The organism is Streptomyces sp. NPDC051740 (genome assembly GCF_044453165.1).
Taxonomy (GTDB): Bacteria; Actinomycetota; Actinomycetes; order Streptomycetales; family Streptomycetaceae; genus Streptomyces; species Streptomyces atrovirens.
Genome location: NZ_JBITCL010000006.1, coordinates 207,799 through 229,834, shown reverse-complemented (window position 1 = coordinate 229,834; position 22,036 = coordinate 207,799). Strand labels below are relative to the sequence as shown.

The following is a 22,036-nucleotide window of genomic DNA, read 5'->3' as shown; positions in this document are numbered from 1 at the left end:
AGCGCTCAGTTCTCGCGCTTCTCCTTGATCTTCGCCGCCTTGCCGCGCAGCTCGCGCAGGTAGTACAGCTTGGCGCGGCGGACGTCACCGCGGGTGACGAGCTCGATCTTCTCCACGATCGGGGTGTGCACCGGGAAGGTGCGCTCGACGCCGACGGAGAAGGAGACCTTGCGGACCGTGAAGGTCTCGCGCACGCCGGCACCCTGACGGCGGATGACCACGCCCTTGAACTGCTGCACACGGGAGCGGTTGCCCTCGATGACGCGCACGTGGACGTTCACGGTGTCGCCGGGGCGGAAGGCGGGGACGTCGCTGCGCAGCGACGCGGAGTCGACGGAGTCGAGCAGGTGAGACATTTCGTCTGCTTTCTTCGCTGATGCCGCAGGTCATCAACGGCAACTAGAGGCTGGGATCGATGCCGTGCGGTTCGGGACGGGCGTCGTGTCCCCCTGCGGCAGGGGCGCACGCCGGACGACGCACAGCAGCGGCCTATTCTTCCACGCCGTCGGTCCTGCGCCAAAATCGGCCGTACGGCTCTCCGGCGGGGTCCGGTTCCCAGCCCAGGATGGAGAGCATCTCGCGGTCCTTCTTGTCGAACGCCCCGGGATCGCAGCGCTCGATGAGGTCGGGCCGGTTGGCGGTGGTCCGGCGCAGCGCCTCGTCGCGCCGCCAGCGGGCGATCTTCCCGTGGTGGCCGCTGAGCAGCACGTCCGGGATGCCGCGCCCGCGCCACTGCGGCGGCTTGGTGTGGACGGGGCCCTCCAGAAGGCTCGCCATGGCCCCGGGCGCGAAGGAGTCGTCGCGGTGCGACTCGGCGTTGCCGAGGACGCCGGGGAGCAGCCGTGCGACGGCCTCCGTGACGACGAGGACCGCCGCCTCGCCGCCGGCCAGCACATAGTCGCCGATGGACACCTCGTACACGGGCATCCGGGTGGCGTACTCGTCGATGACACGGCGGTCGATGCCCTCGTAGCGGGCCGGGGTGAAGACCAGCCAGGGGCGCTCGGAGAGCTGGACGGCGAGTTCCTGGGTGAAGGGACGGCCGCTGGGGGTGGGGACGATCAGGGCCGGCTCGCTGGAGCCGGTCTCGTAACCGTCCGCCAGGACCGAGTCCAGCGCGTCTCCCCACGGCTCGGTCTTCATGACCATGCCGGGGCCACCGCCGTACGGGGTGTCGTCGACGGTGTTGTGCCGGTCGTACGTCCAGTCGCGCAGGTCGTGCACGTGGACGTCGAGCTGACCGCGCGCGCGTGCCTTGCCCACGAGGGAGACGTTCAGCGGTTCGAGGTACTCGGGGAAGATCGTGACGACGTCGAGCCGCATTACGCCTCTTCTCCGGAATCCCGGGACGAGGCACTGTGTCCACCAGCGGCTTCGTCGCGGGCCGCGCGGTCGTCGATCAGACCCGGCGGCGGGTCGATGACCGCGCGCTGCTCCTCCAGGTCGATCTCGGTGACGATCTCCTCGACGAACGGCACGTACACCTCGGTGCCGTCGGGGCGCTCGACCACGAAGAGGTCCTGGGTGGGCAGGTGCGAGATCTCGGTGATCCGGCCGACCTGCTCGCCGTCCTTCGTGACGACGTCGAGGTCGATCAGCTGGTGGTCGTAGTACTCGTCCTCGTCCTCGGGCCGCTCGTCCGGGTCGACCTCGGCGATGAGGAGGGTGTTGCGCAGGGCCTCGGCGCCGTTGCGGTCGCGGACGCCCTCGAAGCGCAGCAGGAGCCGGCCGCTGTGGACGCGGCCGGTCTCGATGGTGAGCGGCCCGACGGAGGCGGGGTCGGTGGTCAGGACGGCACCGGGCCCGAGCCTCAGCTCCGGTTCGTCGGTACGGACCTCCACGGTGACCTCGCCCTTGATGCCATGGGCGCGGCCGATGCGAGCGACTACCAGCTGCACTGTGCTTGATCTCCTGTCGAACTGCGACGAGCCGTTCACGGCTCATACGACTGCGGGCCGGGGACGGCCCAGTGGCCCTCCCCGGCCCGAGCCGGTACTGCGTTCGGCGTCAGCGGACGTGGTCCACGTCGACGAGGTCGACACGGACACCGCGGCCGCCGATGGCGCCCACGACGGTACGCAGAGCGCGTGCGGTGCGGCCGTTGCGGCCGATCACCTTGCCGAGGTCGTCCGGGTGGACCCGGACCTCGAGCACGCGCCCGCGGCGCAGGTTGCGCGAGGCGACCTGCACATCGTCAGGGTTGTCGACGATGCCCTTCACGAGGTGCTCGAGAGCCTCCTCGAGCATGCTCAGGCCTCGGTCGACGCGGACTCGGCGGCGGCCTCGTCCTTCTTCTCAGCCTTCTTCTTCTGGGTGATCGCCTCACCCTTGCCCTCGTCCTCGCCACCGAGCGCCTCGAAGGACGGGCGGGCGGGCTTCTCGGCCGCCTGCAGCAGCGGAGCCGGGGCGGGCTCGCCCTTGAACTTCTGCCAGTCGCCGGTCTTCTTCAGGATGGCGAGCACGGGCTCGGTCGGCTGGGCGCCGACACCGAGCCAGTACGCCACGCGCTCGGCGTCGACCTCCATCACCGACGGGTTGTACGTCGGGTGGTACTTGCCGATCTCCTCGATGGCCCGGCCGTCACGGCGGGTACGGGAGTCGGCGACGACGATGCGGTAGTGAGGCGAACGGATCTTGCCCAGACGCTTCAGCTTGATCTTGACTGCCACGGGAGTGGACTCTCCTGATTTTGACGTGGTTGGGCACGGCGGGATGTGCCGCGTGGGGTTGCGGTACCCGAGTGCCCGATGGACGCGTCAGCCGGAGGAGAGAGGGGTCCTGTGCGGCTGTCGAGTACAGCTAGCCATTCTGCCACACCCTGTGGGGCGGGGGTGACCGAGGGGTGGGCTCGGTTGACGGGCGCCCGGCGCGGTACGGGGTCCCCCGCGTCGGTCCGGGCCGGGGGGTGTTCGCGCTACCCGGCGCTTGCAGGGCGCCTCCCCCACTCTCGGCTTCGCTCGAGCGGGAGGTACCCCCACCGACCACCCGTGCCGCCCCAGCGGCACGACTGCCCGCGGGGCGGCGGGGTGGCGGGGTGGTCCCGGCATCCACGAGATGCCGGGGCCGTCAGCTTGCTGCCGCTACCACTTCCGGGATTCGGAAGGGTTTGCCGCAGCCGCCGCAGACGATGGGGGCCTGGGCGAGGACCGAGGGGACGACGCGGACGTTGCGGCCGCAGTCGCAGACGGCCTTGACGCGGACGCCGCCCCCGGAGGAGCCGTGCCGCGCGGCCGGTCCGCGGAAGCTGCGGGCCGTGTCGCCCGCGGTCGCCGCGGAGTGGGCCTTCAGGGCCCGCTGGAGGCGCTCCGTCGTCGGGCGGTAGCGGCGCTTCGCCTCGGGAGTGAGCGTGACCAGGGAGAAGCCGCTGCTGGGATGCGGTTCCTCGGGGTGGTCCAGGCCCAGTTCCTCGGCGATCGCGAGGAACCTGCGGTTGTGGTAGCGGCCGGCGCGGGATGTGTCGCGTACACCGCGCGCGGCGGCGACGCCGTGGACTGCCTCGTGCAGCAGTCGTTCGAAGGAGAGTTCGTGACCGCACGCGGACGACGACTCCCCGATCAGGGACTCGGGCGCGGCAAGATCGGGCAGCTCGGGGTGGTACCGCTGAATATCGGCCCACGCCTGCGCCAGCTCTGCGGCGAGAACAGGTGGTGTCTGTGTCGTGCTCACGTAATGACAACGAGCCTGGGTGCCTCTGTGTTCCGATTCCGGGGCATCCCAAATAATTTGCACGTACCCGTCAGTTGCCGCTGATGCGTCCTGACGAGTACGGGTGCGCTGATCTGCGGAGAAGCCTCACAGCTCGCCTCAAGGTGGTGCGTAGGCTGACGTACGCCCCCACGTGCAAGCGGTCTCCGCAAGCGGTGCGCGTGAGGCCCGCGGGTGCGCAAGAGGCGTTTCGGTCGCTCTCGCGGGGACCTGGCGCCCGGTTCGACGGGCGCGCCGCGGGCGTGACGTTACCGGGTCCGCCCCCGCGACCGCGCACCGCCCCGCCACAAGCCGCTCCCGGTTCCGTCGACCTTGGCCGGAACCGGCGTACGGGTGCCTTCGTCATGACGGACCCGACGGCCCGGGATTACCGGAATGTGAATTCTTGCCACTGGCACAAGCCGACTGCCAACCGCCGCCGCATTCCACTGGACGACACGACGAGGGCGGAGTTTCCTGGCATACGGGGGGTGTGCGGGGCGCACCGCACGGGGGCCAGGGAATGGGGCACCGCGGCAACTCTCGGCTGATTGGGGCGCTTACCTATGACACCTACGCTCGTGCGGCAGCACCCGCCTCACACGGGGGCCGTCCCCCGTGTGGACCTACGTGCACGCGCGCGTGACTGGTCCGAGATCCAGGAGCGGATGCTCGTACCGCTCTACGAGGCCGTCTACGAGCGACTGGACGTGGGGTCCGCGACACGGCTGCTCGGCCTCGGCTGCGGCTCCGGGCTGGCCCTGCTGATGGCGGCCTCGCGCGGTGCCGCGGTCACCGGCGTCGACACCTGTGCCGACCGGCTGGCCCTCGCGCGGGAGCGGCTGCTGCCCGACGGGCAGCGGGAGCCACGCGCGCGTGCCGACAACCGGATCGTGCACGGCTCACCCGCCCGGGCCGCTCGTACGGACGCGTACACCGTCGTGACCGCCTTCGAACCGATCGGCTGCCTCGCGGGCGACGCGGAGGGGCTGGCCGATCTGCTCGCCGAGGCGGTGCCGCTCGCCGGGCGCGGAGCGGCCGTGGTGCTGGCCGGCTGGGGTCCGCCGGAGCGGTGCGCCACGGCGTCCGTGCTCCGGGTGGCCACCAAGCTGGCGGAGCCGCTGTGCGGCGCGGGCGCCTGGCGCCCCACGGACCGCGACGACCTGGAGCGGGTCGCCGCGCGGGCGGGGCTGAGGCCGGACGGCTCCGGGCGGGTGGCCTGCCCGTTCGGTTACGCCGACGCGGACAGCGCGGTACGGGGCCTGAAGTCGACCGGGCTGTTCGACCCGGCGGTCACGGCCACGGACCAGGCGCAGGTCGACAAGGAGCTGGCGGAGGCCCTGCATCCGTACCAGCGGCAGGACGGGACCGTGTGGATGCCGAACGTGTTCCGGTACCTCGTCGCGCGCACGCCCTGAGACACGCCACTGGGGCGCCCTTCGCGTGAGGGGCGCCCCAGTGGCGTACCGGCGTGGGTCTCAGCCCATGAACTTCTTGAACTCGTCGGGCAGCTCGAAGTCCTTGCCGCCCTGCTGCGGCAGCCCGAAGGCGCCCGCGCCCTCCGCGGCGGCGGCGCGGCGCGCGGCCTCCTCCTGCTCCTGCTGCTTGCGCTTCATCGGGTTGCCGGAGCGCTGCTTGCCCTTGGCCTGCTTCTGCTTCTTCTTCGTCCGGCCGGGCCCGCCGCCCATGCCCGGCATCCCGGGCATCCCCGGCATGCCGCCGCCCTGGGCCATGCGGGACATCATCTTGCGGGCCTCGAAGAACCGCTCGACCAGGCCCTTCACGGCGCTGACCTCGACACCGGAGCCCTTGGCGATACGGGCACGGCGCGAGCCGTTGATGATCGTCGGCTCCTGGCGCTCGGCCGGGGTCATCGACTTGATGATCGCGGCGGTGCGGTCGACGTCCCGCTCGTCCAGGTTGTTGATCTGGTCCTTGATCTGGCCCATGCCGGGGAGCATGCCGAGCAGCTTCGAGATGCTGCCCATCTTCCGGACCTGCTCCATCTGGGCCAGGAAGTCGTCCAGGGTGAAGTCCTGGCCCTTCTTCGACGCCAGCTTGGAGGCCATCTTCTCGGCCTCTTCCTGACTGAACGTCTTCTCCGCCTGCTCGATCAGGGTGAGCAGGTCACCCATGTCGAGGATGCGGGAGGCCATCCGGTCCGGGTGGAAGGCGTCGAACTCGTCGAGCTTCTCACCGTTGGACGCGAACATGATCGGCTTGCCGGTGACCTGCCGGATCGACAGCGCCGCACCACCGCGCGCGTCACCGTCGAGCTTGGAGAGCACCACGCCGTCGAAGCCGACGCCGTCGCGGAACGCCTCGGCGGTGTTGACGGCGTCCTGACCGATCATCGCGTCGACGACGAACAGGATCTCGTCCGGGGAGACCGCGTCCCGGATGTCCGCGGCCTGCCGCATCATCTCCTGGTCGATGCCCAGGCGGCCGGCGGTGTCCACGATCACGATGTCGTGGACCTTGGTCTTCGCGAAGTCGATGGAGTCCTTGGCGACCTTCACCGGGTCGCCCACGCCGTTGCCCGGCTCGGGCGCGTAGACGGCGACGCCCGCGCGCTCGGCGACGACGCTGAGCTGGTTGACGGCGTTGGGGCGCTGGAGGTCGGCGGCGACCAGTACCGGCGAGTGGCCCTGCTCCTTCAGCCAGCGGCCGAGCTTGCCGGCGAGGGTGGTCTTACCGGCACCCTGCAGACCGGCCAGCATGATCACGGTCGGCGGCTGCTTGGCGAAGCGCAGGCGGCGGGTCTCGCCGCCGAGGATGGTGATCAGCTCGTCGTTGACGATCTTGAGCACCTGCTGCGCCGGGTTCAGCGCCTTGGAGACCTCGGCGCCGAGCGCGCGCTCCTTGACGTTCTTGATGAACGTGCGGACGACCGGCAGGGCCACGTCCGCTTCAAGGAGTGCGATGCGGATCTCACGCGCCGTGGCGTCGATGTCCGCTTCGCTCAAGCGCCCCTTGCCGCGCAAGTTCTTGAAGGTCGCTGAAAGGCGATCGGAAAGAGTATCGAACACGGCGGCGTCGGTCCTCGGAGTCGGAGACAGGCTGGGGAATCGCCCTCCAGGGTATCCCGGCGCGGCAGAACCCTGGAGTGTCCTCACCCACGCAACGTCTCCTCCAGTTTCCGCGCCACCGCCACCGCCTCCTCGGCGGGGAGGGGCGTGCCGTCGGGGCCGGTGACGTAGAAGGCGTCCACGGCGTTCGCGCCGAGCGTGGAGACGTGGGCGCTGCGTACCCGTACCGCCGCGTCCTCCAGTGCCCGTCCGATCCGGAACAGCAGGCCCGGTGCGTCCTGCGCGCGGACCTCTATCACGGTGGCGTGCCGGGAGGCGGCCGGGGCGACCGTCACGCGCGGCGGCGGGGCGATCACGCCCCGGCGGCGCGGGTAGGCGGCGTCCCGTTCGGCGAGGCGGGCGGCGATGTCCAGGCTGCCGTCGAGGGCGCGTACGAGGTCCGCGCGGAGCCGGGCGGCCTGGGGCAGGGAGCCGTACTCGGCGGCGACCCGCCAGTCCAGCAGCAGCACGGAGCCGTCCACGCCGTCCGGGAGGTCCACCGCCCGCAGCTCCGCGGTCCGTACGGTCAGCCGGTGCATGGCGAGCACCCCGGCCACGGCGGGCAGCACGCCCGCCTGGTCGGGTACGGCGATGCGCAGTTCCACGCCCAGCGGTTCGGGGTCGCCGGAGGGCTCGGCGGGCGGTTCGGTCTGTGCCCGCAGGGACAGCACGGGCGCGCCCGTGGCGACGGCCTCGATCGCGAGGCGCTCCTGTTCCGCGGTGGGCGCGGCCTCCTCGGGCCCGTCCGGGGCGTCTCCGGAGAGCACGGCGGAGACCCGTTTGACCAGGTCGGCGACGAGCGAGGCGCGCCAGGACGACCAGGCGGCAGGACCGGTGGCGAGGGCGTCCGCCTCGGTGAGGGCGTGCAGCAGTTCGAGGGTGCCCTGGGCGCCGACGGCGTCGGCGACCGCGCGGACGGTGGCGGGGTCCTCCAGGTCGCGCCGGGTGGCGGTCTCGACGAGCAGCAGATGGTGGCGCACGAGGGTGGCGATCACGGTGACGTCGTGCTGGTCGAAGCCGATGCGGGCGGCCACGTCCCGGGCGATGACCTCGCCGGCCACCGAGTGGTCACCGGGCCAGCCCTTGCCGATGTCGTGCAGCAGCGCGGCGACCAGCAGCAGGTCGGGGCGGCTGACCCGGCGGGTGAACGCGGAGGCGCGTACGGCGGTCTCGATGAGGTGCCGGTCGACGGTCCACAGGTGCACGGCGTTGCGCTGCGGGCGGCAGCGCACCCGGTCCCAGTCCGGCAGCAGCAGGCTGACCAGGCCCTCCGCCTCCAGCGCCTCCCAGACCTCGACGGTGGGACGCCCCGAACCCAGCAGGGTGACGAGCTGTTCGCGGGCCTCGGCGGGCCAGGGCGCGGGCAGCGGGCGCGCGCCGGCCGCCATGCGCCGTACGGCGTGCAGGGAGAGCGGGAGTCCGGCCTGCGCGGCGGCGGCCGCGGCACGCAGTGGAAGCACGGGGTCGCGTTCGGGGCGCGCGGCGCGGGCGAGTACCACCTCGCCGTCCTGCTCCACGACCCCTTCGGCCAGCGGAGAGCGCTCGGGCGCCGGTTTCCCGCCGCCGAGGATGGCGCGCAGCCGGGGCCGCACCGCGCGGGAACGCAGGACGCGTCCCACTTCGCGCCAGGTGACGTCACCGGCGTAGGCGATGACCCGCGCGGCCTCGTAGACCTGCCGCAGCAGCGCGTCCGCGTCGAGCACGCCCAGTTCGGCCGCGACCTGGTCCTGCTCCTGGAGCGCGAGCCGGTCGGTGGCACGCCCGGTCGTCAGGTGCAGGGCGTCCCGTACGTCGAGGAGCCGGCGGCGGGCGTCGGCGAGGCCCTCGCGCGGGGCGTCGGCGAGCCAGGAGGCGGCCACCGCGCGCAGGGCGGTGGCGTCGCGCAGTCCGCCGCGGGCCTCCTTGAGGTCGGGTTCCAGGAGGTACTGCAGTTCGCCCTGGCGTTCGGCGCGTTCCTCGCACAGCTCCCGCAGGGCGGGGAGACGTTTCGGCGCCTGGTTGCGCCAGTCGGCGAGCACCGCCGTGCGCAGCGCGGTGGTGAGGCCGAGGTCACCGGCGATGTGCCGGGCGTCCAGCAGGCCGAGCTGCACCTTGAGGTCCTCGCCTGCCGTTCTGCGGGCCTCGGCCGGGGTGCGGACGGAGTGGTCGAGGGCGAGGCCCAGGTCCCAGACGGGGTACCAGAGGCGGTCCGCGAGGGCGGCGACCGCCTCGGGGTCGGCGCCGTCGTGCAGCAGGAGCAGATCGAGGTCGCTGCGCGGGGAGAGCTCCGCGCGCCCGTAGCCGCCCACGGCGATCAGGGACACCCCGCGCGCCCCCTGCGCACCCGCCGCGAACAGTCCGCCGAGCCAGTCGTCGGTGAGGTCCGCGAGGGCGGTACGGCGCGGCGGCCCGGACCGCGCCTCCTCGGTGAGGAGGCGCAGCCGGGCCGCCGCGTAACCGCCGGGTCCCGAGTCCTCTGCTTCTTTCGTCACGTCCGTACCCGTCACCCGGCGGCTCCCGTTCTCGTGTGTCAGAGCGCGTCCGGACCGCGTTCGCCGGTCCGTACCCGTACGGCCGTCTCGACCGGGATCGACCAGACCTTGCCGTCACCGATCTTCCCGGTGCGGGCCGCCTTGACCACGACGTCGATGAGCTGCTCGGCGTCGTCGTCCTCGACCAGCACCTCGATGCGGATCTTGGGCACCAGGTCGACGGTGTACTCGGCACCGCGGTAGACCTCGGTGTGGCCGCGCTGGCGGCCGTAGCCGCTGGCCTCGGTGACGGTCAGTCCGTGTACTCCGAAGGCCTGCAGGGCCTCCTTGATCTCGTCGAGCCGGTGCGGCTTCACGACGGCGGTGATGAGCTTCATGCGTCCACCTTCTTGCTCTCGGCCGGGGCGACGGGGGCGGTGGCCGCGGTGCGGGCCGCGCCGCCGCCGGCGCCGCTGAAGTCGTATGCGGTCTCGGCGTGCTCGGCCTGGTCGATGCCGGCCACCTCGTCGTCCTCGGAGACTCGCATACCGATGGTCTTGTCGAGGAGGAAGGCGAGGACCGCGGAGACGACCAGGGAGTAGGCGAGGACGCCGAAGACACCGGCGCACTGCTTCCAGAACTGGTCCAGGCCACCGCCGTAGAAGAGGCCCGCGACGTCGGACTGGCCCTTGCCGGTGGCGAAGAAGCCGATGAGCAGGGAGCCGAGGATGCCGCCGACGAGGTGGACGCCGACGACGTCGAGGGAGTCGTCGTAGCCGAACTTGTACTTCAGACCGACGGCCATGGCGCACAGCACACCGGCGATGACGCCGACGGCGATCGCGCCGAGCGGGGAGACCGCGCCGCCGGCCGGGGTGATGGCGACCAGACCGGCGACCGCGCCGGAGGCGGCGCCGAGCGTGGTGAACGCGCCGTGGCGGATCTTCTCGTAGGCGAGCCAGCCGAGGACGGCGGCGCCGGTGGCGACCTGGGTGTTGACGAACATCAGCGCGCCGACGCCGTCGTCGTTGCCGAGCCAGGAGCCGGCGTTGAAGCCGAACCAGCCGAACCACAGCAGACCGGCGCCGAGCATGACCAGCGGGAGGCTGTGCGGGCGCATCGGGTCCTTCTTGAAGCCGACGCGCTTGCCGATCACCAGGATCACACCGAGCGCGGCGGCACCGGCGTTGATGTGGACCGCCGTACCGCCGGCGAAGTCGATGACGCCCAGTTCGAAGGCCCAGCCGCCGGCGCCCCAGACCCAGTGCGCGACCGGGAAGTAGACGACGGTGGCCCACAGGGCGATGAACAGCGCCCACGCGGTGAACTTCACGCGGTCCGCGAGGGCGCCGCTGATCAGCGCGGGCGTGAGGACGGCGAACATCAGCTGGAAGACCAGGAAGACGAAGACGGGGATGGTGTAGCCGTCCCAGAGTTCCGTCAGGCCGATGTCGCTCAGGCCGACCCAGTCGGAGTTCCAGCCGATGACGCTTCCGGAGTCGGTGCCGAACGCCATGGAGAAGCCGTACAGCACCCACAGGACGGTGACGATCCCCAGGCTGATGAAGCTCATCATCAGCATGTTCAGCGTGCTCTTGACGCGGACCATGCCTCCGTAGAAGAAGGCGAGACCCGGGGTCATGAGCATCACCAGGGCGGAACAGATGAGCATGAACCCTGTGTTGGCGGCGGACAGCGTGGGCGCGTCTGCGGCCAGGGTGATGGCTGGTGCCATCGGCGTCTCCTCGTCGTTGGTACGGCCCCGTGCGGGCGAAGCCTTGAGCGGATTGAGGGGTGGGCCGGTTATGCGCCATGAGATTGGCGCAGCGCCGTTTCGGTGGAAGCCCCTCGTTGTTTCGCCGCCGTGACGAAGGCACCTGGCGTGTTACGGGTCGATGAACTGCCGGATCCGGGGCGCGCCGATCGTTATCGTGGCGCAACCTTGGGTGTACGGCGGTGAGCCGTGGCCGGGGAGACACACGACCGGCCGCGGCCGGCCTCCGAATGACCTGGCGTGGGGGAGCCGAGTCGGGCAGTTCGGGAGGACCGGCCGCGGCCGGGGCCCAGCGGTACCTCGGAGGTGTCAGACCGCCTCCGCGGACTCGGGCAGCTCGATCGCGAGCCGCTCGCCGAGTTCGACGACTTCGGCGAGGTCCCCGAAGTCGCGTACGGCGGTGTCGACCGTCTTTCGGATACGAGTGTTGACGCGCTCGGAACGGACCTTCTTGGCCGCCTTGATGGCTTCGGTGGCGAGAACCGCGCTCTGCTCGGGCTCGCTCTGCAGCAGGTGGACGGTGGCCATGCCGATCAGGTTGAGGGCGTAGGAGCGCTGGTGCTCGCCGCCCTCCTGGCCGAACAGCTCCACGGCCCGCCGCATCAGCGGCTCGGCGAGCGAGGCGTAGGTGGGGCTGCGGCCGGCGACGTAGGCGAGGTCGCGGTAGGAGTGGGAGTTCTCCGCGTACAGCTCGGCCTCGGAGAAGAAGCGGATCCAGTCGGGGTCGGGCTCGTCCCACTCGTCGGCCTCGGCGAAGGTGTCCTCGGCCATCCGCACCGCCCGCTTGCAGCGGCCGGGCTGGCCCATGTTGGCGTAGGCGCGGGCCTCCATCGCATACAGCATGGACTGGGTGCGCGGGCTGGCGCAGTCCCGGCTGCCGTACTGCGCGAGGTGGATCAGCTCCAGGGCGTCCTCGGGCCGGCCGAGGTGGATCATCTGCCGGCTCATGCTGGACAGCACGTACGAGCCGAGCGGCCGGTCGCCGGCCTCCTTGGCGGAGTGCAGGGCGAGCACGAAGTACTTCTGCGCGGTGGGCTGGAGCCCCACGTCGTACGACATCCAGCCGGCCAGTTCGGCGAGTTCGGCGGCGACCTTGAACAGGCGCCGGGTGGTGGACTCGGGCTGGGGTTCCTGGAGGAGGTCGGTCACCTCGTGCAGCTGTCCGACGACCGCCTTGCGGCGCAGGCCGCCGCCGCACTGGGCGTCCCACTGCCGGAACATCACGGTGGTGGTCTCCAGCAGGTCCAGCTCCGGCTTGGACAGCCGGCCGCGGGCGCGTGCGGCGGAGGACACCGGGTCGGTCTCGGGCCGGGCCGGCGTGGCGGACGGGGAGGGGACGAGCCAGCGCTGCATGGGCTCGATGAGGGACGGGCCCGCGGAGAGGGCCAGCGAGCTCCCGAGGAAGCCGCGCCGCGCCAGCATCAGGTCGCTGCGCGAGAACTCGCTGAGCAGGGCCACGGTCTGCGGGCCCGTCCAGGGGAGGTCGACGCCGGTCGCGGAGGGTGCCGGACGGGTGGTGCGCAGGCCCAGGTCCTCGACGGAGACGACGACGCCGAAGCGTTCGGAGAACAGTTCGGACAGGATTCTGGGGATCGGCTCGCGCGGGTTCTCGCCGTCCAGCCAGCGGCGTACGCGCGAGGTGTCGGTGGAGATGTGGTTGGCGCCCAACTGGCGTGCCCTGCGGTTGACCTGGCGGGCGAGCTCGCCCTTGGACCAGCCGCTGCGGACGAACCACGAGGCGAGCAGCTCGTTCGGGCGTTTCTCCGCACTCGTAGCGTCCGTCCCGCCACCGCCGTTGCCGCTCACTGGAACGCCCCCATCCCTGAAGACCACTTGTCGCCGATTGCGCCAAGCCCTATCAGAATGCCGGTTGTCGGGGCCGCCCGTCCGACGGTTGTCACCCTTCGAACGGAGAGCCGAGTTGCCTCCGGCATACCCACGAGTGCATGTGCCCCAAGAAGCCGTGCACACAAAGTAACTCTACGATCACCCGTCTCACCATGGCGGAACCGCAATCGCCACCATTCGCCACCCCTTCGAATGAACTCACCGTTGCCATACCGCGATTCACTTGACACCGGACAGCCAAGAGTGGATGCAGCGATGCAGTGAGGGGCGCGCATCACCGGACGCACCACCCCTGGCGCTTCGAAGCGCTGGTTGAGCGGAACGACGTCGGGAAGTCGGAAACAGAGAGTCACTTTCCGCGTTCGCTACGTGACCACCGGTACGTCGGACCCGTTGGAGGGGGCATGGGCTTCACGATCGGTATCAGTCGGGGCATCCGCGACATCCGGTCCGGTTCGCGTCGCCGGAGCCGCCCCTCGGACGGCACCGTCGTGGCGGAGTACACCGGACTGTGGGGCTGGGACGTGGTGCCGGGCGTCCGGGCCGCCGCGGGCGCCTGCTCCTGCGGCCGCGTCGGCTGCCGGGCACCGGGCGCGCATCCGCTGGACCACGCGCCGGTGATCCGCGCCGGGGCCCCGCTGGAAGAGGTGACCGCGGTCTGGTCGGAGTTCCCGGGGGCCTCGCTGATGCTGCCGGTCGGGCGGGCGTTCGACGTGATCGAGGTCGCGGAGGCCGCCGGACGCCACGCCCTGGCCCGGCTGGAGCGCATGGGCCTGCCGGTCGGCCCGGTCGCCGTCACCCCGGACGGCCGCGCCCACTTCTTCGTCGCCCCCGGCGCCGCCGCCGCGCTCCCCGACCTGCTCTACCGCATGGGCTGGGACGCCCCGGCCGCCCTGGACCTGCGCGGCCTCGGACCCGGTACGCACATCACGGCGCCACCGTCCGACCGGGGCGACCTGGGCCCGGTCCGCTGGCTCCGCTCCCCCGCCCCGGACTCGGCGTCCCCTCCACCGGAGGCCCGCCTGCTCCTGGGCACACTGGCATACGTGGCACACCGATCAGGAACATAACCGCCGCCCCGCCGTCCCCGCGGGCAGTCGTGCCGCCACCCCCACCGCTCCCACCGCTCCCACCGCTCCCGCGGGCAGTCGTGCCTCCCCCAGTGCCTTAAGGGCCTGGGAGGTACCCCCAGGGCGGCACGGGTGGGCGGTGGGGGCACCTCCCGCTCGAGCGGAGCCGAGAGTGGGGGAGGCACCCCGCAAGCGCCGGGCCGCGCGAACCACCCCCGGCCCACACCCACGCCGGGGCACCCCGGACATGGCGAAGCGCCCGTCCCCCGCGAGGGCGGGCGCTTCTTCGCGTCTGCCGAATCCGTCCGACGGAGTCGGAGTCAGGGCCTCACTCCCCGATAAGGGCGTCCACGAACGCATCCGGCTCGAACGGCGCCAGATCATCCGCCCCCTCACCGAGCCCGATCAACTTGACCGGCACACCCAGCTCACGCTGCACGGCGATCACGATGCCGCCCTTGGCCGTACCGTCCAGCTTGGTCAGCACGATGCCGGTGATGTCGACGACCTCGGCGAACACCCGCGCCTGGACCAGACCGTTCTGCCCGGTGGTGGCGTCGAGCACGAGCAGTACCTCGTCCAGCGGAGCCTGCTTCTCCACGACCCGCTTGACCTTGCCGAGCTCGTCCATGAGACCGGTCTTGGTGTGCAGCCGCCCCGCGGTGTCGATGAGTACGGCGTCGGCGGTCATCTCCTTGCCCTCCTTGACCGCGTCGAACGCGACGGAGGCCGGATCACCGCCCTCCGGACCGCGCACGGTGTGGGCGCCGACCCGCTCGCCCCAGGTCTGCAGCTGGTCGGCGGCGGCGGCACGGAAGGTGTCGGCGGCGCCGAGCACGACGGTGTTGCCGTCGGCGACCAGGACGCGGGCGAGCTTGCCGGTGGTGGTGGTCTTGCCGGTGCCGTTGACGCCGACGACCATCACGATGCCGGGACCGCCGGCCGCGTTCTCGGTGTGCACGGTGCGGTCCATCTCGGGACCGACCAGCGTGATCAGCTCCTCGCGGAGCAGTCCGCGCAGCTCCTCGGGGGTGCGGGTGCCGAGCACCTTCACACGCTCGCGCAGCCGCTCGACCAGCTCCTGGGTGGGCTGCACACCGACGTCGGCGGTGAGCAGGGTGTCCTCGATCTCCTCCCAGGTGTCCTCGTCGAGGTGCTCGCGGGACAGCAGGACGAGCAGGCCCTTGCCCAGGGCGTTCTGCGACCGGGAGAGACGGGCGCGCAGCCGGACCAGACGGCCGGCGGTGGGCTCCGGGATCTCGATCTCGGGAGCCTCGACGGCGGCGGGCGGTTCCTCGATGACGACGGGACCGGCGCCCGCCGGAAGATCAACCTCCTCTATGGTGCGCCGCGGTTCCTCCCGCGGCGTCTCGGCCTCTTCGCCGACGTGCGGCTCGGCCGGAGGGGCGGTGATGTCGGGCGCGGCGGGCGGCGGCGGGGGCAGCGACTTCTTGCGCCGGCTGCCGACGATGAGCCCACTGAGCGCGCCGAGCACGACCACGGCGATGACTACAGCAAGGATGACGATGTCCATAACGGCTCCAGTATCGGCCATGGGTACCCCGGTGGGGCCGATACGGACCCGTGCCGGACGGTACGTGCCGCGCGTCGCGGGATGCCCTTCTCCCGCGGTGGACACACCGCCGCCCCGGCCCGGGGGTGACCCGGGCCGGGGCGGCGGTGAAGGTACGAGGAGAGGGGCAGCGGGGACTTGAACCCTTCTCCCCGGTCTTGGGGGCTGCCGCTCAGCCCATCTCCTCCAGCGCCTTGCCCTTCGTCTCCTTCACGAACTTCAGGACGAACGGGATGGAGAGCGCGGCGAAGACCGTGTAGATCACGTAGGTGACCGACAGGTTCCAGTCGGCCAGCGAGGGGAAGCTCGCGGTGATGGCCCAGTTGGCGATCCACTGCGCGGCGGCGGCGACACCGAGGGCGGCGGCGCGGATCCGGTTGGGGAACATCTCGCCGAGCATGACCCAGACGACCACGCCCCACGACAGGGCGAAGAAGAGGACGAAGACGTGCGCGGCGATCAGGGCGACCCAGCCCTGGGTGGCGGGCAGCGATCCGTCGACGAGGTCGGCGGAGAAGGCCCAGGCCTCGAGGGCGAGGCCGATCACCATGCCGACGGAGCCGATGATCGCGAGCGGCTTGCGGCCGATGCGGTCGACGAAGATCATCGCGATGACGGTGCCGACGATGTTGATGATCGACGTGGTGAACGAGTAGAAGAACGAGTCCGTCGGGTCGACGCCGACCGACTGCCACAGCGTCGAGGAGTAGTAGAACGCGACGTTGATGCCGACGAACTGCTGGAACACCGACAGGCCGATACCGATCCAGACGATCGGCTTGAAGAAGAAGCTGCCGCCGAGCAGGTCCTTGAAGCTGGACTTCTCCTCACGGTGCATCGCCGACTCGATCTCGGTGACGCGGGCGGTCAGGTCGACGTCCTTGCCCTCGACCTCTTCGAGGATCTGCCGGGCGCGCTCGTGCTTGCCGACGGAGATCAGGTAGCGCGGGGACTCGGGGATGGCGAAGGAGAGCAGGCCGTAGAGGACGGCCGGGACCACCATGACGCCGAGCATGACCTGCCAGGCCTCCAGGCCCATCAGCTCACCGCGCTGGTCGCCGTCGGAGGCGTTGAGGATGCCCCAGTTGACCAGCTGCGAGACGGCGATGCCGACGACGATCGCGGCCTGCTGGAAGGAGCCGAGCCGGCCGCGGTAGGCGGGCGGGGCGACCTCGGCGATGTAGGCCGGGCCGATGACGGAGGCCATGCCGATGGCGAAGCCGCCGACGACCCGCCAGAAGGCGAGGTCCCACAGCGCGAAGGGCAGCGCGGAGCCGACGGCGCTGATGGTGAACAGGACCGCGGCGATCTGCATGCACCGGATGCGGCCGATGCGGTCGGCTATACGGCCGGCGGTCGCGGCGCCGATGGCACAGCCGATCAGGGCGATGGCGATGACCTGCGCGAGCGCGGCGGAGCCGATGTCGTAGCGGTCGCGGATGGCCTCGACGGCGCCGTTGATCACGGAGCTGTCGTAGCCGAAGAGGAAACCGCCCATGGCGGCCGCCGCCGCGATGAAGATGACGTGCCCGAGATGTTCGGGGTGAGCCGTCCCGGCTCCTGATTTCTGTGCCTGCGTGGTGCTGGTCACGTGTACTCCTCGGGCCACCGGCAACATCGCCGGATGGGGGTCAGCCCTTCGAGGTCCAGCTGAAGGTACCTGAAGGTAAAAACAACATTGCAGAGACTATGCCTTCAACTTTTGAAGTCAATAGGTCGTGTGCTGTGAGTTTTAAGACGCGACAGAGTGGAGATCGTTCAGAACTTGAATATTGTGTGCCGGTCTAGCGCAGACGCTGGCTGATGACCTTGGACACGCCGTCGCCCTGCATGGAGACGCCGTAGAGCGCGTCGGCGACCTCCATGGTGCGCTTCTGGTGCGTGATCACGATCAGCTGCGAGGCCTCCTGCAGCTCCTGCATGATCCGGATCAGCCGCTGGAGGTTGGTGTCGTCGAGGGCGGCCTCGACCTCGTCCATGACGTAGAACGGGCTGGGCCGCGCCTTGAAGATCGACACGAGCATCGCCACGGCGGTCAGCGACCGCTCGCCGCCCGAGAGCAGGGAGAGCCGCTTGACCTTCTTGCCGGGCGGACGCGCCTCGACCTCCACGCCCGTGGTGAGCATGTTGTCGGGGTCGGTCAGCACCAGCCGCCCCTCACCGCCCGGGAACAGCCGGGAGAAGACGCCCTCGAACTCGCGTGCGGTGTCCCGGTAGGCCTCGGTGAAGACCTGCTCGACGCGTTCGTCGACCTCCTTGACAACCTGGAGCAGATCCGCGCGGGTCTTCTTCAGGTCCTCCAGCTGCTCGCCGAGGAACTGGTGGCGTTCCTCGAGCGCCGCGAACTCCTCCAGGGCGAGCGGATTCACCTTGCCGAGCTGCTGGTAGGCACGCTCGGCGGCCTTCAGGCGCTTCTCCTGCTCGGCCCGCACGAAGGGGCGGGGCCTGTTGCGCGGGTGCTCCCCCGCGGCGGAGCCGCTGTGGGAATCAGTTTCCGGCAGCCGTTCGCCCTCGGCGGGGGGCGAGGGCGGCACCGGCTGGTGCGGGCCGTACTCCGACACCAGCCCGGCCGGTTCCACACCCAGTTCCTCCAGCGCCCTGGTCTCCAGCTGCTCCATCCGCAGCCGTTTCTCGGCGCCGAGTACCTCGCCCCGGTGAACTGAATCCGTCAACTTGTCGAGTTCCGCCTTGAGGTCGCGCCCCTCGGCGCGGGCGCGGGCGAGTTCCTGCTCGCGGCGGGCCTTGGCGGTGTCGGCGGCGGTGCGCTCCTGGTCGGCGCGGGCGAGGGAGACCTCGACGTGCGCGAGGAGCGTCCGGGCACCGGCGGCGACGGCCCGGGCGACTTCCGCCTCGTGGCGCAGCCGGGCCCGGCGCTGTTCGGCACGCGCGCGTGCCTCGCGTTCCGCGCGGGCGGCCCGGTCGAGGGAGTCGGCCCGTCCGGCGAGTCCCTTGACCCGTTCCTCGTGCGTACGGGCCTGGAGGCGGGCCTCCATCTCGGTCTGGCGGGCGTTGGCCCCGTCGGCGGCGAGCCGGTCGCGTACGGCGGTGTCGGGCTCCTCCTCGAACGGCGTCTCCTCGGCGACGGCGAGCCGCTCGGCGAGTTCCTCGACGTCGATGAGCGCCTTGTCGAGGGCTTCCTGTGCCCGGGCCGCGGCGGCGCCGGCCCGCTCGGCCTCCCCGGCGGCGCCGCGTGCCTGGCCGGCGAGCCGGCCGAGCTGCTGGGCGACGGAGGACTTCTCCCGGTCCGCGGCCCGGCGCCGCTCCCCGAGTTCCTCGACGAGGGCCGCGCACTCCCGGCGCCGGCCGGTGGCCGCCTCCTGCGCCTCGGCCAGCTCCGCGCAGCGCACGGCCAGCTCCGCCAGCTCGGCGGCGGCCTCGTCCACGGATGCCTGTACTTCCAGCAGGCTGGGGGCGCCTGCGGAACCGCCCTGCGCGAAGTGGGCGCCGAGCAGGTCGCCTTCGGCGGTGACGGCGGTGAGGTCGGGGTGGGCGCCGACGAGTTCCTCGGCGTCCTCCAGGGTGCCGACGACGACGATGCGGTGCAGTAGCCGTCGGACGGCCGGCATGAGCTCGCGGGGGCCGCTGACGAGGCGCTCTGCGGGGAGGGTGACTGCGGGTGCGTCGACGGCTACGGGTGTGCTGTGGCCGGCCGCGCGGTTCCCCGCGCCCCTTTGGGGCGGTGTTTCGGCTGCTTCTGTCAGGAGGAGGGTTGCTCGGCCCGCGTCCTGTTTGCGCAGGAGACGGATCGCTTCGGCCGCGGCGGACGGTGAGGTCATCGCGAGGGCGTCTGCCGCCGTGCCGAACGCGGCTGCGAGCGGTACCTCGTAGCCGGGTGTCACCGTCAGCAGTTCCGCGGCCGGGCCCAGCAACCCGGTGAGGCGGTCCTTCGCCCCCAGCAGGGCGCCGGTGCCGTCCTTGCGGCGCAGGCCGAGGGCGAGGGCCTCGTGGCGGGCCCGGGTCGCCGCGCGGCTGCGTTCGGCGGCGGTGGCCGCCTCGCGGGCGGCGGTGAGGGCGGCTTCCGCATCCGCGAGCCGCCGCTTGGCGGCATCGTGCAGCTCGGCGAGTTCCGCGTCGCCGGCGTCGAGGCCGTCGACCTCCGCCCTGAGCGTCTCGTACTCCTCCTGCGCGGCGACGGCCCGCTCCTGGGCCTCGTCACGGGCGACGGCCAGCCGCTCGATCTCCGCCTGGGCGGCGGCGGCGCGCGAACGGGCCGCGCCCACCTGTCCCTTGAGCCGGGCGAGCCCCTCGCGCCGGTCGGCGATGGCCCGCGCGGCGTCCTTCAGCCGCCGTTCCTCCTGGGCGAGTTCGCGTTCCAGCTCCGCGCGGTGGGCGACCGTGTCCTCCAGCGCGCGTTCGGCCGCCTCCAGGGCGGCCTCCAGTTCGGCCTCCTGCTCACGGATGCGGGCGGCCTCGCGCTCCATGTCCTCCGGGTCCCGGCCGCGCCGCTCCTCGGGGGGCGCGGAGGTCGCGCTCTGCACGCGCGCGTCGGCCAGCGAGATCGTGCCGCGCACCCGTTCGGCGAGCTGGGAGAGCTCGTACCAGGTCTGCTGGGCGCTGTGCAGCCGCGGGGCGAGCCGGCGTACCTCGTCCTCCAGGTTGGCCTCGTGCTGGAGGGCCTTCCTCAGCTCGGCCTCGGCCGCCTCCTTGCGCTCCTTGAGGGCGGCCTCGTCGGCGATCTCGGCCCGCAGCGCCTCCCGCAGCCGTACGAGGTCGTCGGCGAGGAGGCGGAGCCGCGCGTCGCGCAGGTCGGCCTGGATGACGGCGGCCCGCCGCGCGACGGCGGCCTGGCGGCCGAGCGGCTTGAGCTGGCGCCGCAGCTCGTCGGTGAGGTCCTGGACCCGTGCGAGGTTGGCCTGCATCGCGTCCAGCTTCCGCAGCGCCTTCTCCTTGCGCTTGCGGTGCTTGAGGACGCCGGCGGCCTCCTCGATGAAGGCGCGGCGGCCCATGGGATCGGCGTGCAGTACGGAGTCGAGCCGGCCCTGGCCGACGATGACGTGCATCTCCCGGCCGATGCCGGAGTCGGAGAGCAGTTCCTGGATGTCGAGGAGACGGCAGGTGTCGCCGTTGATCTGGTACTCGCTGCCGCCGTTGCGGAACATGATCCGCGTGATGGTGACCTCGGCGTACTCGATGGGGAGGGCGCCGTCGGAGTTGTCGATGGTCAGGGACACCTCGGCACGGCCCAGCGGGGGACGGCCGGTGGTGCCGGCGAAGATGACGTCCTCCATCTTGCCGCCGCGCAGCGACTTGGCGCCCTGCTCGCCCATGACCCAGCTGAGCGCGTCCACGACATTGGACTTGCCCGAGCCGTTCGGACCCACGACGCACGTGATCCCCGGTTCGAACCGGAGCGTGGTCGCGGAAGCGAACGACTTGAAGCCGCGGAGGGTCAGGGCCTTGAGGTGCACGCCGCCGGACTTTACCCGCCGGGCAGATCTCACTCCATGAACGCGCGGTTTCGCGGGTGAACGCGCAGGGCAGACCAGACGTTGAAGAGGGTGAAAGGATGCGCGGGACAACGAGCACGGAGCGCCGTGCGCGGGGGCGCGGGCGCCGGGGCGGGGCCACGGAGGCGGGAAAGAAAGAAGGGACGCCGGGGCGTCCCTTGCAGTTCTGACTGCTTGGCGGTGGTGACGGGCAGGCCCGACCACTGCTGTGCTGTTCGTACAGCGGTGAAGTGAGCAGCGGTGCAGTGATCAGGTGAGCGCAGGCTCCGCCTGGTGTGCGTCAACGCTCTCCATGATCCTGTCGTGAGAAGCGGCAGCCGAAAGCGCGTCCTTCTCCGCCTGGATCCGTACGAGCTCGGATTCCAGGTCCTGGACACGCTGCTGGAGCCGTCGCATCTCGGCGAGGAGTCGAGGGTCGGAGCCGCCGACGTAACCGAGAAGCGCCTTTGCCATGATGGATGGTCCTCCACAATGAGTGACCGACCGATGCGGTGTGGGTCGTGAGGGATTCGCACCCGCGATGCTTGACATGCCTGGAGTTGTGCTGCCGTTCAGCCATGCCAAACAGCTAAGGTGCGCGGGGCTTTCAGCGTCTCACCAAAAAGTTTGAGGGTCAACACGATCACGCCCCGTATCGGCGGACAACCGGGCGCGCACGGCCGACGGACGGCGGCGGCGCGAGTCTCACAGGTCCTCGGGGCGTGGCGATCATCTTGACGGCCGGCGCCGCCCACGGCAAGCCCTTCTCGGCAATCACCAGGACTTTTTCGTCGGACAGTGCTCGTCGCGCGGACCGCCCGTGGTACCAGGGGGCTGCCGGAGCGGGCGGGGTCAGCGGATGGCGAAGCCCTCGTAGCCGCCGCGCGGTGTGTCCCAGATCTCGGTGACTCCGTCCACCTGTCCGGGCGTGTCGCCGGCCTGGAGCCAGTCGAGCAGTCCCTCGCAGTGTTCGCGGGCGCCCTCGGCGACCACTTGGACCCTGCCGTCGCCCAGATTGAGAGCAAAACCACTCAGGCCGCCGATCTCCAGCGCCTTGGCCCGGGTGAACCAGCGGAAACCCACACCTTGGACACGCCCGCGCACCCAGGCGACCATTCGCACATCCTCGCTCATGGCTGCAAC

General features: G+C 71.3%; 18 protein-coding genes. 2 read left to right on the top strand and 16 right to left on the bottom strand.

Annotated features, from left to right (window positions below):
- Positions 1-5 precede the first annotated feature (5 nt).
- The 6 genes from rplS to ACIA6T_RS12970 all read right to left on the bottom strand — a co-directional run bounded on the left by rplS (position 6) and on the right by ACIA6T_RS12970 (position 3,666).
- A complete protein-coding gene (gene rplS / locus ACIA6T_RS12995) occupies positions 6-356 on the bottom strand; it encodes a 50S ribosomal protein L19 (protein ID WP_004924850.1) in 351 nt (116 codons plus the stop codon).
- Positions 357-489: 133 nt separating this feature from the next.
- Positions 490-1,323, bottom strand: a complete 834-nt coding sequence (gene trmD, locus ACIA6T_RS12990) for a tRNA (guanosine(37)-N1)-methyltransferase TrmD (protein WP_399446567.1) — start codon at positions 1,321-1,323, stop codon at positions 490-492.
- Positions 1,323-1,898, bottom strand: a complete 576-nt coding sequence (rimM, locus tag ACIA6T_RS12985; protein ID WP_399446566.1) for a ribosome maturation factor RimM — start codon at positions 1,896-1,898, stop codon at positions 1,323-1,325. The genes trmD and rimM overlap by 1 nt, the downstream gene beginning before the upstream one ends.
- A gap of 109 nt (positions 1,899-2,007) precedes the next feature.
- Complete coding sequence (locus tag ACIA6T_RS12980; protein WP_003973401.1) at positions 2,008-2,247, bottom strand: RNA-binding protein; 240 nt, start codon at positions 2,245-2,247, stop codon at positions 2,008-2,010.
- A 2-nt stretch (positions 2,248-2,249) separates the two neighbouring features.
- Entirely contained in the window at positions 2,250-2,669 is a 420-nt protein-coding gene (rpsP, locus tag ACIA6T_RS12975; protein ID WP_030866131.1) for a 30S ribosomal protein S16, read from the bottom strand.
- A 397-nt stretch (positions 2,670-3,066) separates the two neighbouring features.
- A complete protein-coding gene (locus tag ACIA6T_RS12970) occupies positions 3,067-3,666 on the bottom strand; it encodes a hypothetical protein (protein ID WP_030866134.1) in 600 nt (199 codons plus the stop codon).
- A 584-nt stretch (positions 3,667-4,250) separates the two neighbouring features.
- On the opposite strand from ACIA6T_RS12970, the gene ACIA6T_RS12965 reads away from it, so the two are divergent.
- Positions 4,251-5,102, top strand: coding sequence for a methyltransferase domain-containing protein (locus ACIA6T_RS12965; protein ID WP_399446565.1), 852 nt, complete (start codon positions 4,251-4,253; stop codon positions 5,100-5,102).
- Positions 5,103-5,162: 60 nt separating this feature from the next.
- Here ACIA6T_RS12965 and ffh read toward each other — a convergent pair whose 3' ends face one another.
- The 5 genes from ffh to ACIA6T_RS12940 all read right to left on the bottom strand — a co-directional run bounded on the left by ffh (position 5,163) and on the right by ACIA6T_RS12940 (position 12,782).
- Positions 5,163-6,713 carry a signal recognition particle protein gene (gene ffh / locus ACIA6T_RS12960; protein ID WP_385055634.1) on the bottom strand — a complete coding sequence of 517 codons (1,551 nt, stop codon included), beginning with the start codon at positions 6,711-6,713 and terminating at the stop codon, positions 5,163-5,165.
- A gap of 83 nt (positions 6,714-6,796) precedes the next feature.
- Entirely contained in the window at positions 6,797-9,238 is a 2,442-nt protein-coding gene (locus ACIA6T_RS12955; RefSeq protein WP_399446564.1) for a [protein-PII] uridylyltransferase, read from the bottom strand.
- A 23-nt stretch (positions 9,239-9,261) separates the two neighbouring features.
- Positions 9,262-9,600, bottom strand: coding sequence for a P-II family nitrogen regulator (locus ACIA6T_RS12950; protein WP_030231663.1), 339 nt, complete (start codon positions 9,598-9,600; stop codon positions 9,262-9,264).
- Positions 9,597-10,937 carry an ammonium transporter gene (locus ACIA6T_RS12945; RefSeq protein WP_399446563.1) on the bottom strand — a complete coding sequence of 447 codons (1,341 nt, stop codon included), beginning with the start codon at positions 10,935-10,937 and terminating at the stop codon, positions 9,597-9,599. Before ACIA6T_RS12945 ends, ACIA6T_RS12950 begins: the two co-directional genes overlap by 4 nt.
- 348 nt (positions 10,938-11,285) lie before the next feature.
- Complete coding sequence (locus ACIA6T_RS12940) at positions 11,286-12,782, bottom strand: hypothetical protein (RefSeq protein WP_399446562.1); 1,497 nt, start codon at positions 12,780-12,782, stop codon at positions 11,286-11,288.
- 446 nt (positions 12,783-13,228) lie between these two features.
- Between ACIA6T_RS12940 and ACIA6T_RS12935 the strand changes: the two genes are divergently transcribed.
- Complete coding sequence (locus tag ACIA6T_RS12935) at positions 13,229-13,894, top strand: bifunctional DNA primase/polymerase (protein ID WP_399446561.1); 666 nt, start codon at positions 13,229-13,231, stop codon at positions 13,892-13,894.
- Between the two features lie 328 nt (positions 13,895-14,222).
- Here the strand turns inward: ACIA6T_RS12935 and ftsY are convergent, their stop codons facing one another.
- The 5 genes from ftsY to ACIA6T_RS12910 all read right to left on the bottom strand — a co-directional run bounded on the left by ftsY (position 14,223) and on the right by ACIA6T_RS12910 (position 22,027).
- On the bottom strand, positions 14,223-15,428 hold the full coding sequence (gene ftsY / locus ACIA6T_RS12930) for a signal recognition particle-docking protein FtsY (RefSeq protein WP_399446560.1): 1,206 nt from the start codon (positions 15,426-15,428) through the stop codon (positions 14,223-14,225).
- Positions 15,429-15,639: 211 nt separating this feature from the next.
- Entirely contained in the window at positions 15,640-17,058 is a 1,419-nt protein-coding gene (locus ACIA6T_RS12925; protein WP_385058207.1) for a sugar porter family MFS transporter, read from the bottom strand.
- Positions 17,059-17,251: 193 nt separating this feature from the next.
- Complete coding sequence (smc, locus tag ACIA6T_RS12920) at positions 17,252-20,875, bottom strand: chromosome segregation protein SMC (RefSeq protein ID WP_399446559.1); 3,624 nt, start codon at positions 20,873-20,875, stop codon at positions 17,252-17,254.
- A 288-nt stretch (positions 20,876-21,163) separates the two neighbouring features.
- Positions 21,164-21,367, bottom strand: coding sequence for a hypothetical protein (locus ACIA6T_RS12915; protein ID WP_399446558.1), 204 nt, complete (start codon positions 21,365-21,367; stop codon positions 21,164-21,166).
- A 378-nt stretch (positions 21,368-21,745) separates the two neighbouring features.
- Entirely contained in the window at positions 21,746-22,027 is a 282-nt protein-coding gene (locus ACIA6T_RS12910; protein WP_399446557.1) for an acylphosphatase, read from the bottom strand.
- Positions 22,028-22,036 lie beyond the last annotated feature (9 nt).

What these genes read in the sequence shown, in the direction of transcription:
- ACIA6T_RS12980 (WP_003973401.1), bottom strand. Translation starts at nt 2,247, where the DNA reads ATGCTCGAGGAGGCTCTCGAGCACCTCGTGAAGGGCATCGTCGACAAC.
- ACIA6T_RS12915 (WP_399446558.1), bottom strand. Translation starts at nt 21,367, where the DNA reads ATGGCAAAGGCGCTTCTCGGTTACGTCGGCGGCTCCGACCCTCGACTC.
- ACIA6T_RS12910 (WP_399446557.1), bottom strand. Translation starts at nt 22,027, where the DNA reads ATGAGCGAGGATGTGCGAATGGTCGCCTGGGTGCGCGGGCGTGTCCAA.
- rplS (WP_004924850.1), bottom strand. Translation starts at nt 356, where the DNA reads ATGTCTCACCTGCTCGACTCCGTCGACTCCGCGTCGCTGCGCAGCGAC.
- ftsY (WP_399446560.1), bottom strand. Translation starts at nt 15,428, where the DNA reads ATGGACATCGTCATCCTTGCTGTAGTCATCGCCGTGGTCGTGCTCGGC.
- ACIA6T_RS12965 (WP_399446565.1), top strand. Translation starts at nt 4,251, where the DNA reads ATGACACCTACGCTCGTGCGGCAGCACCCGCCTCACACGGGGGCCGTC.
- ACIA6T_RS12950 (WP_030231663.1), bottom strand. Translation starts at nt 9,600, where the DNA reads ATGAAGCTCATCACCGCCGTCGTGAAGCCGCACCGGCTCGACGAGATC.
- trmD (WP_399446567.1), bottom strand. Translation starts at nt 1,323, where the DNA reads ATGCGGCTCGACGTCGTCACGATCTTCCCCGAGTACCTCGAACCGCTG.
- ACIA6T_RS12935 (WP_399446561.1), top strand. Translation starts at nt 13,229, where the DNA reads ATGGGCTTCACGATCGGTATCAGTCGGGGCATCCGCGACATCCGGTCC.
- ACIA6T_RS12945 (WP_399446563.1), bottom strand. Translation starts at nt 10,937, where the DNA reads ATGGCACCAGCCATCACCCTGGCCGCAGACGCGCCCACGCTGTCCGCC.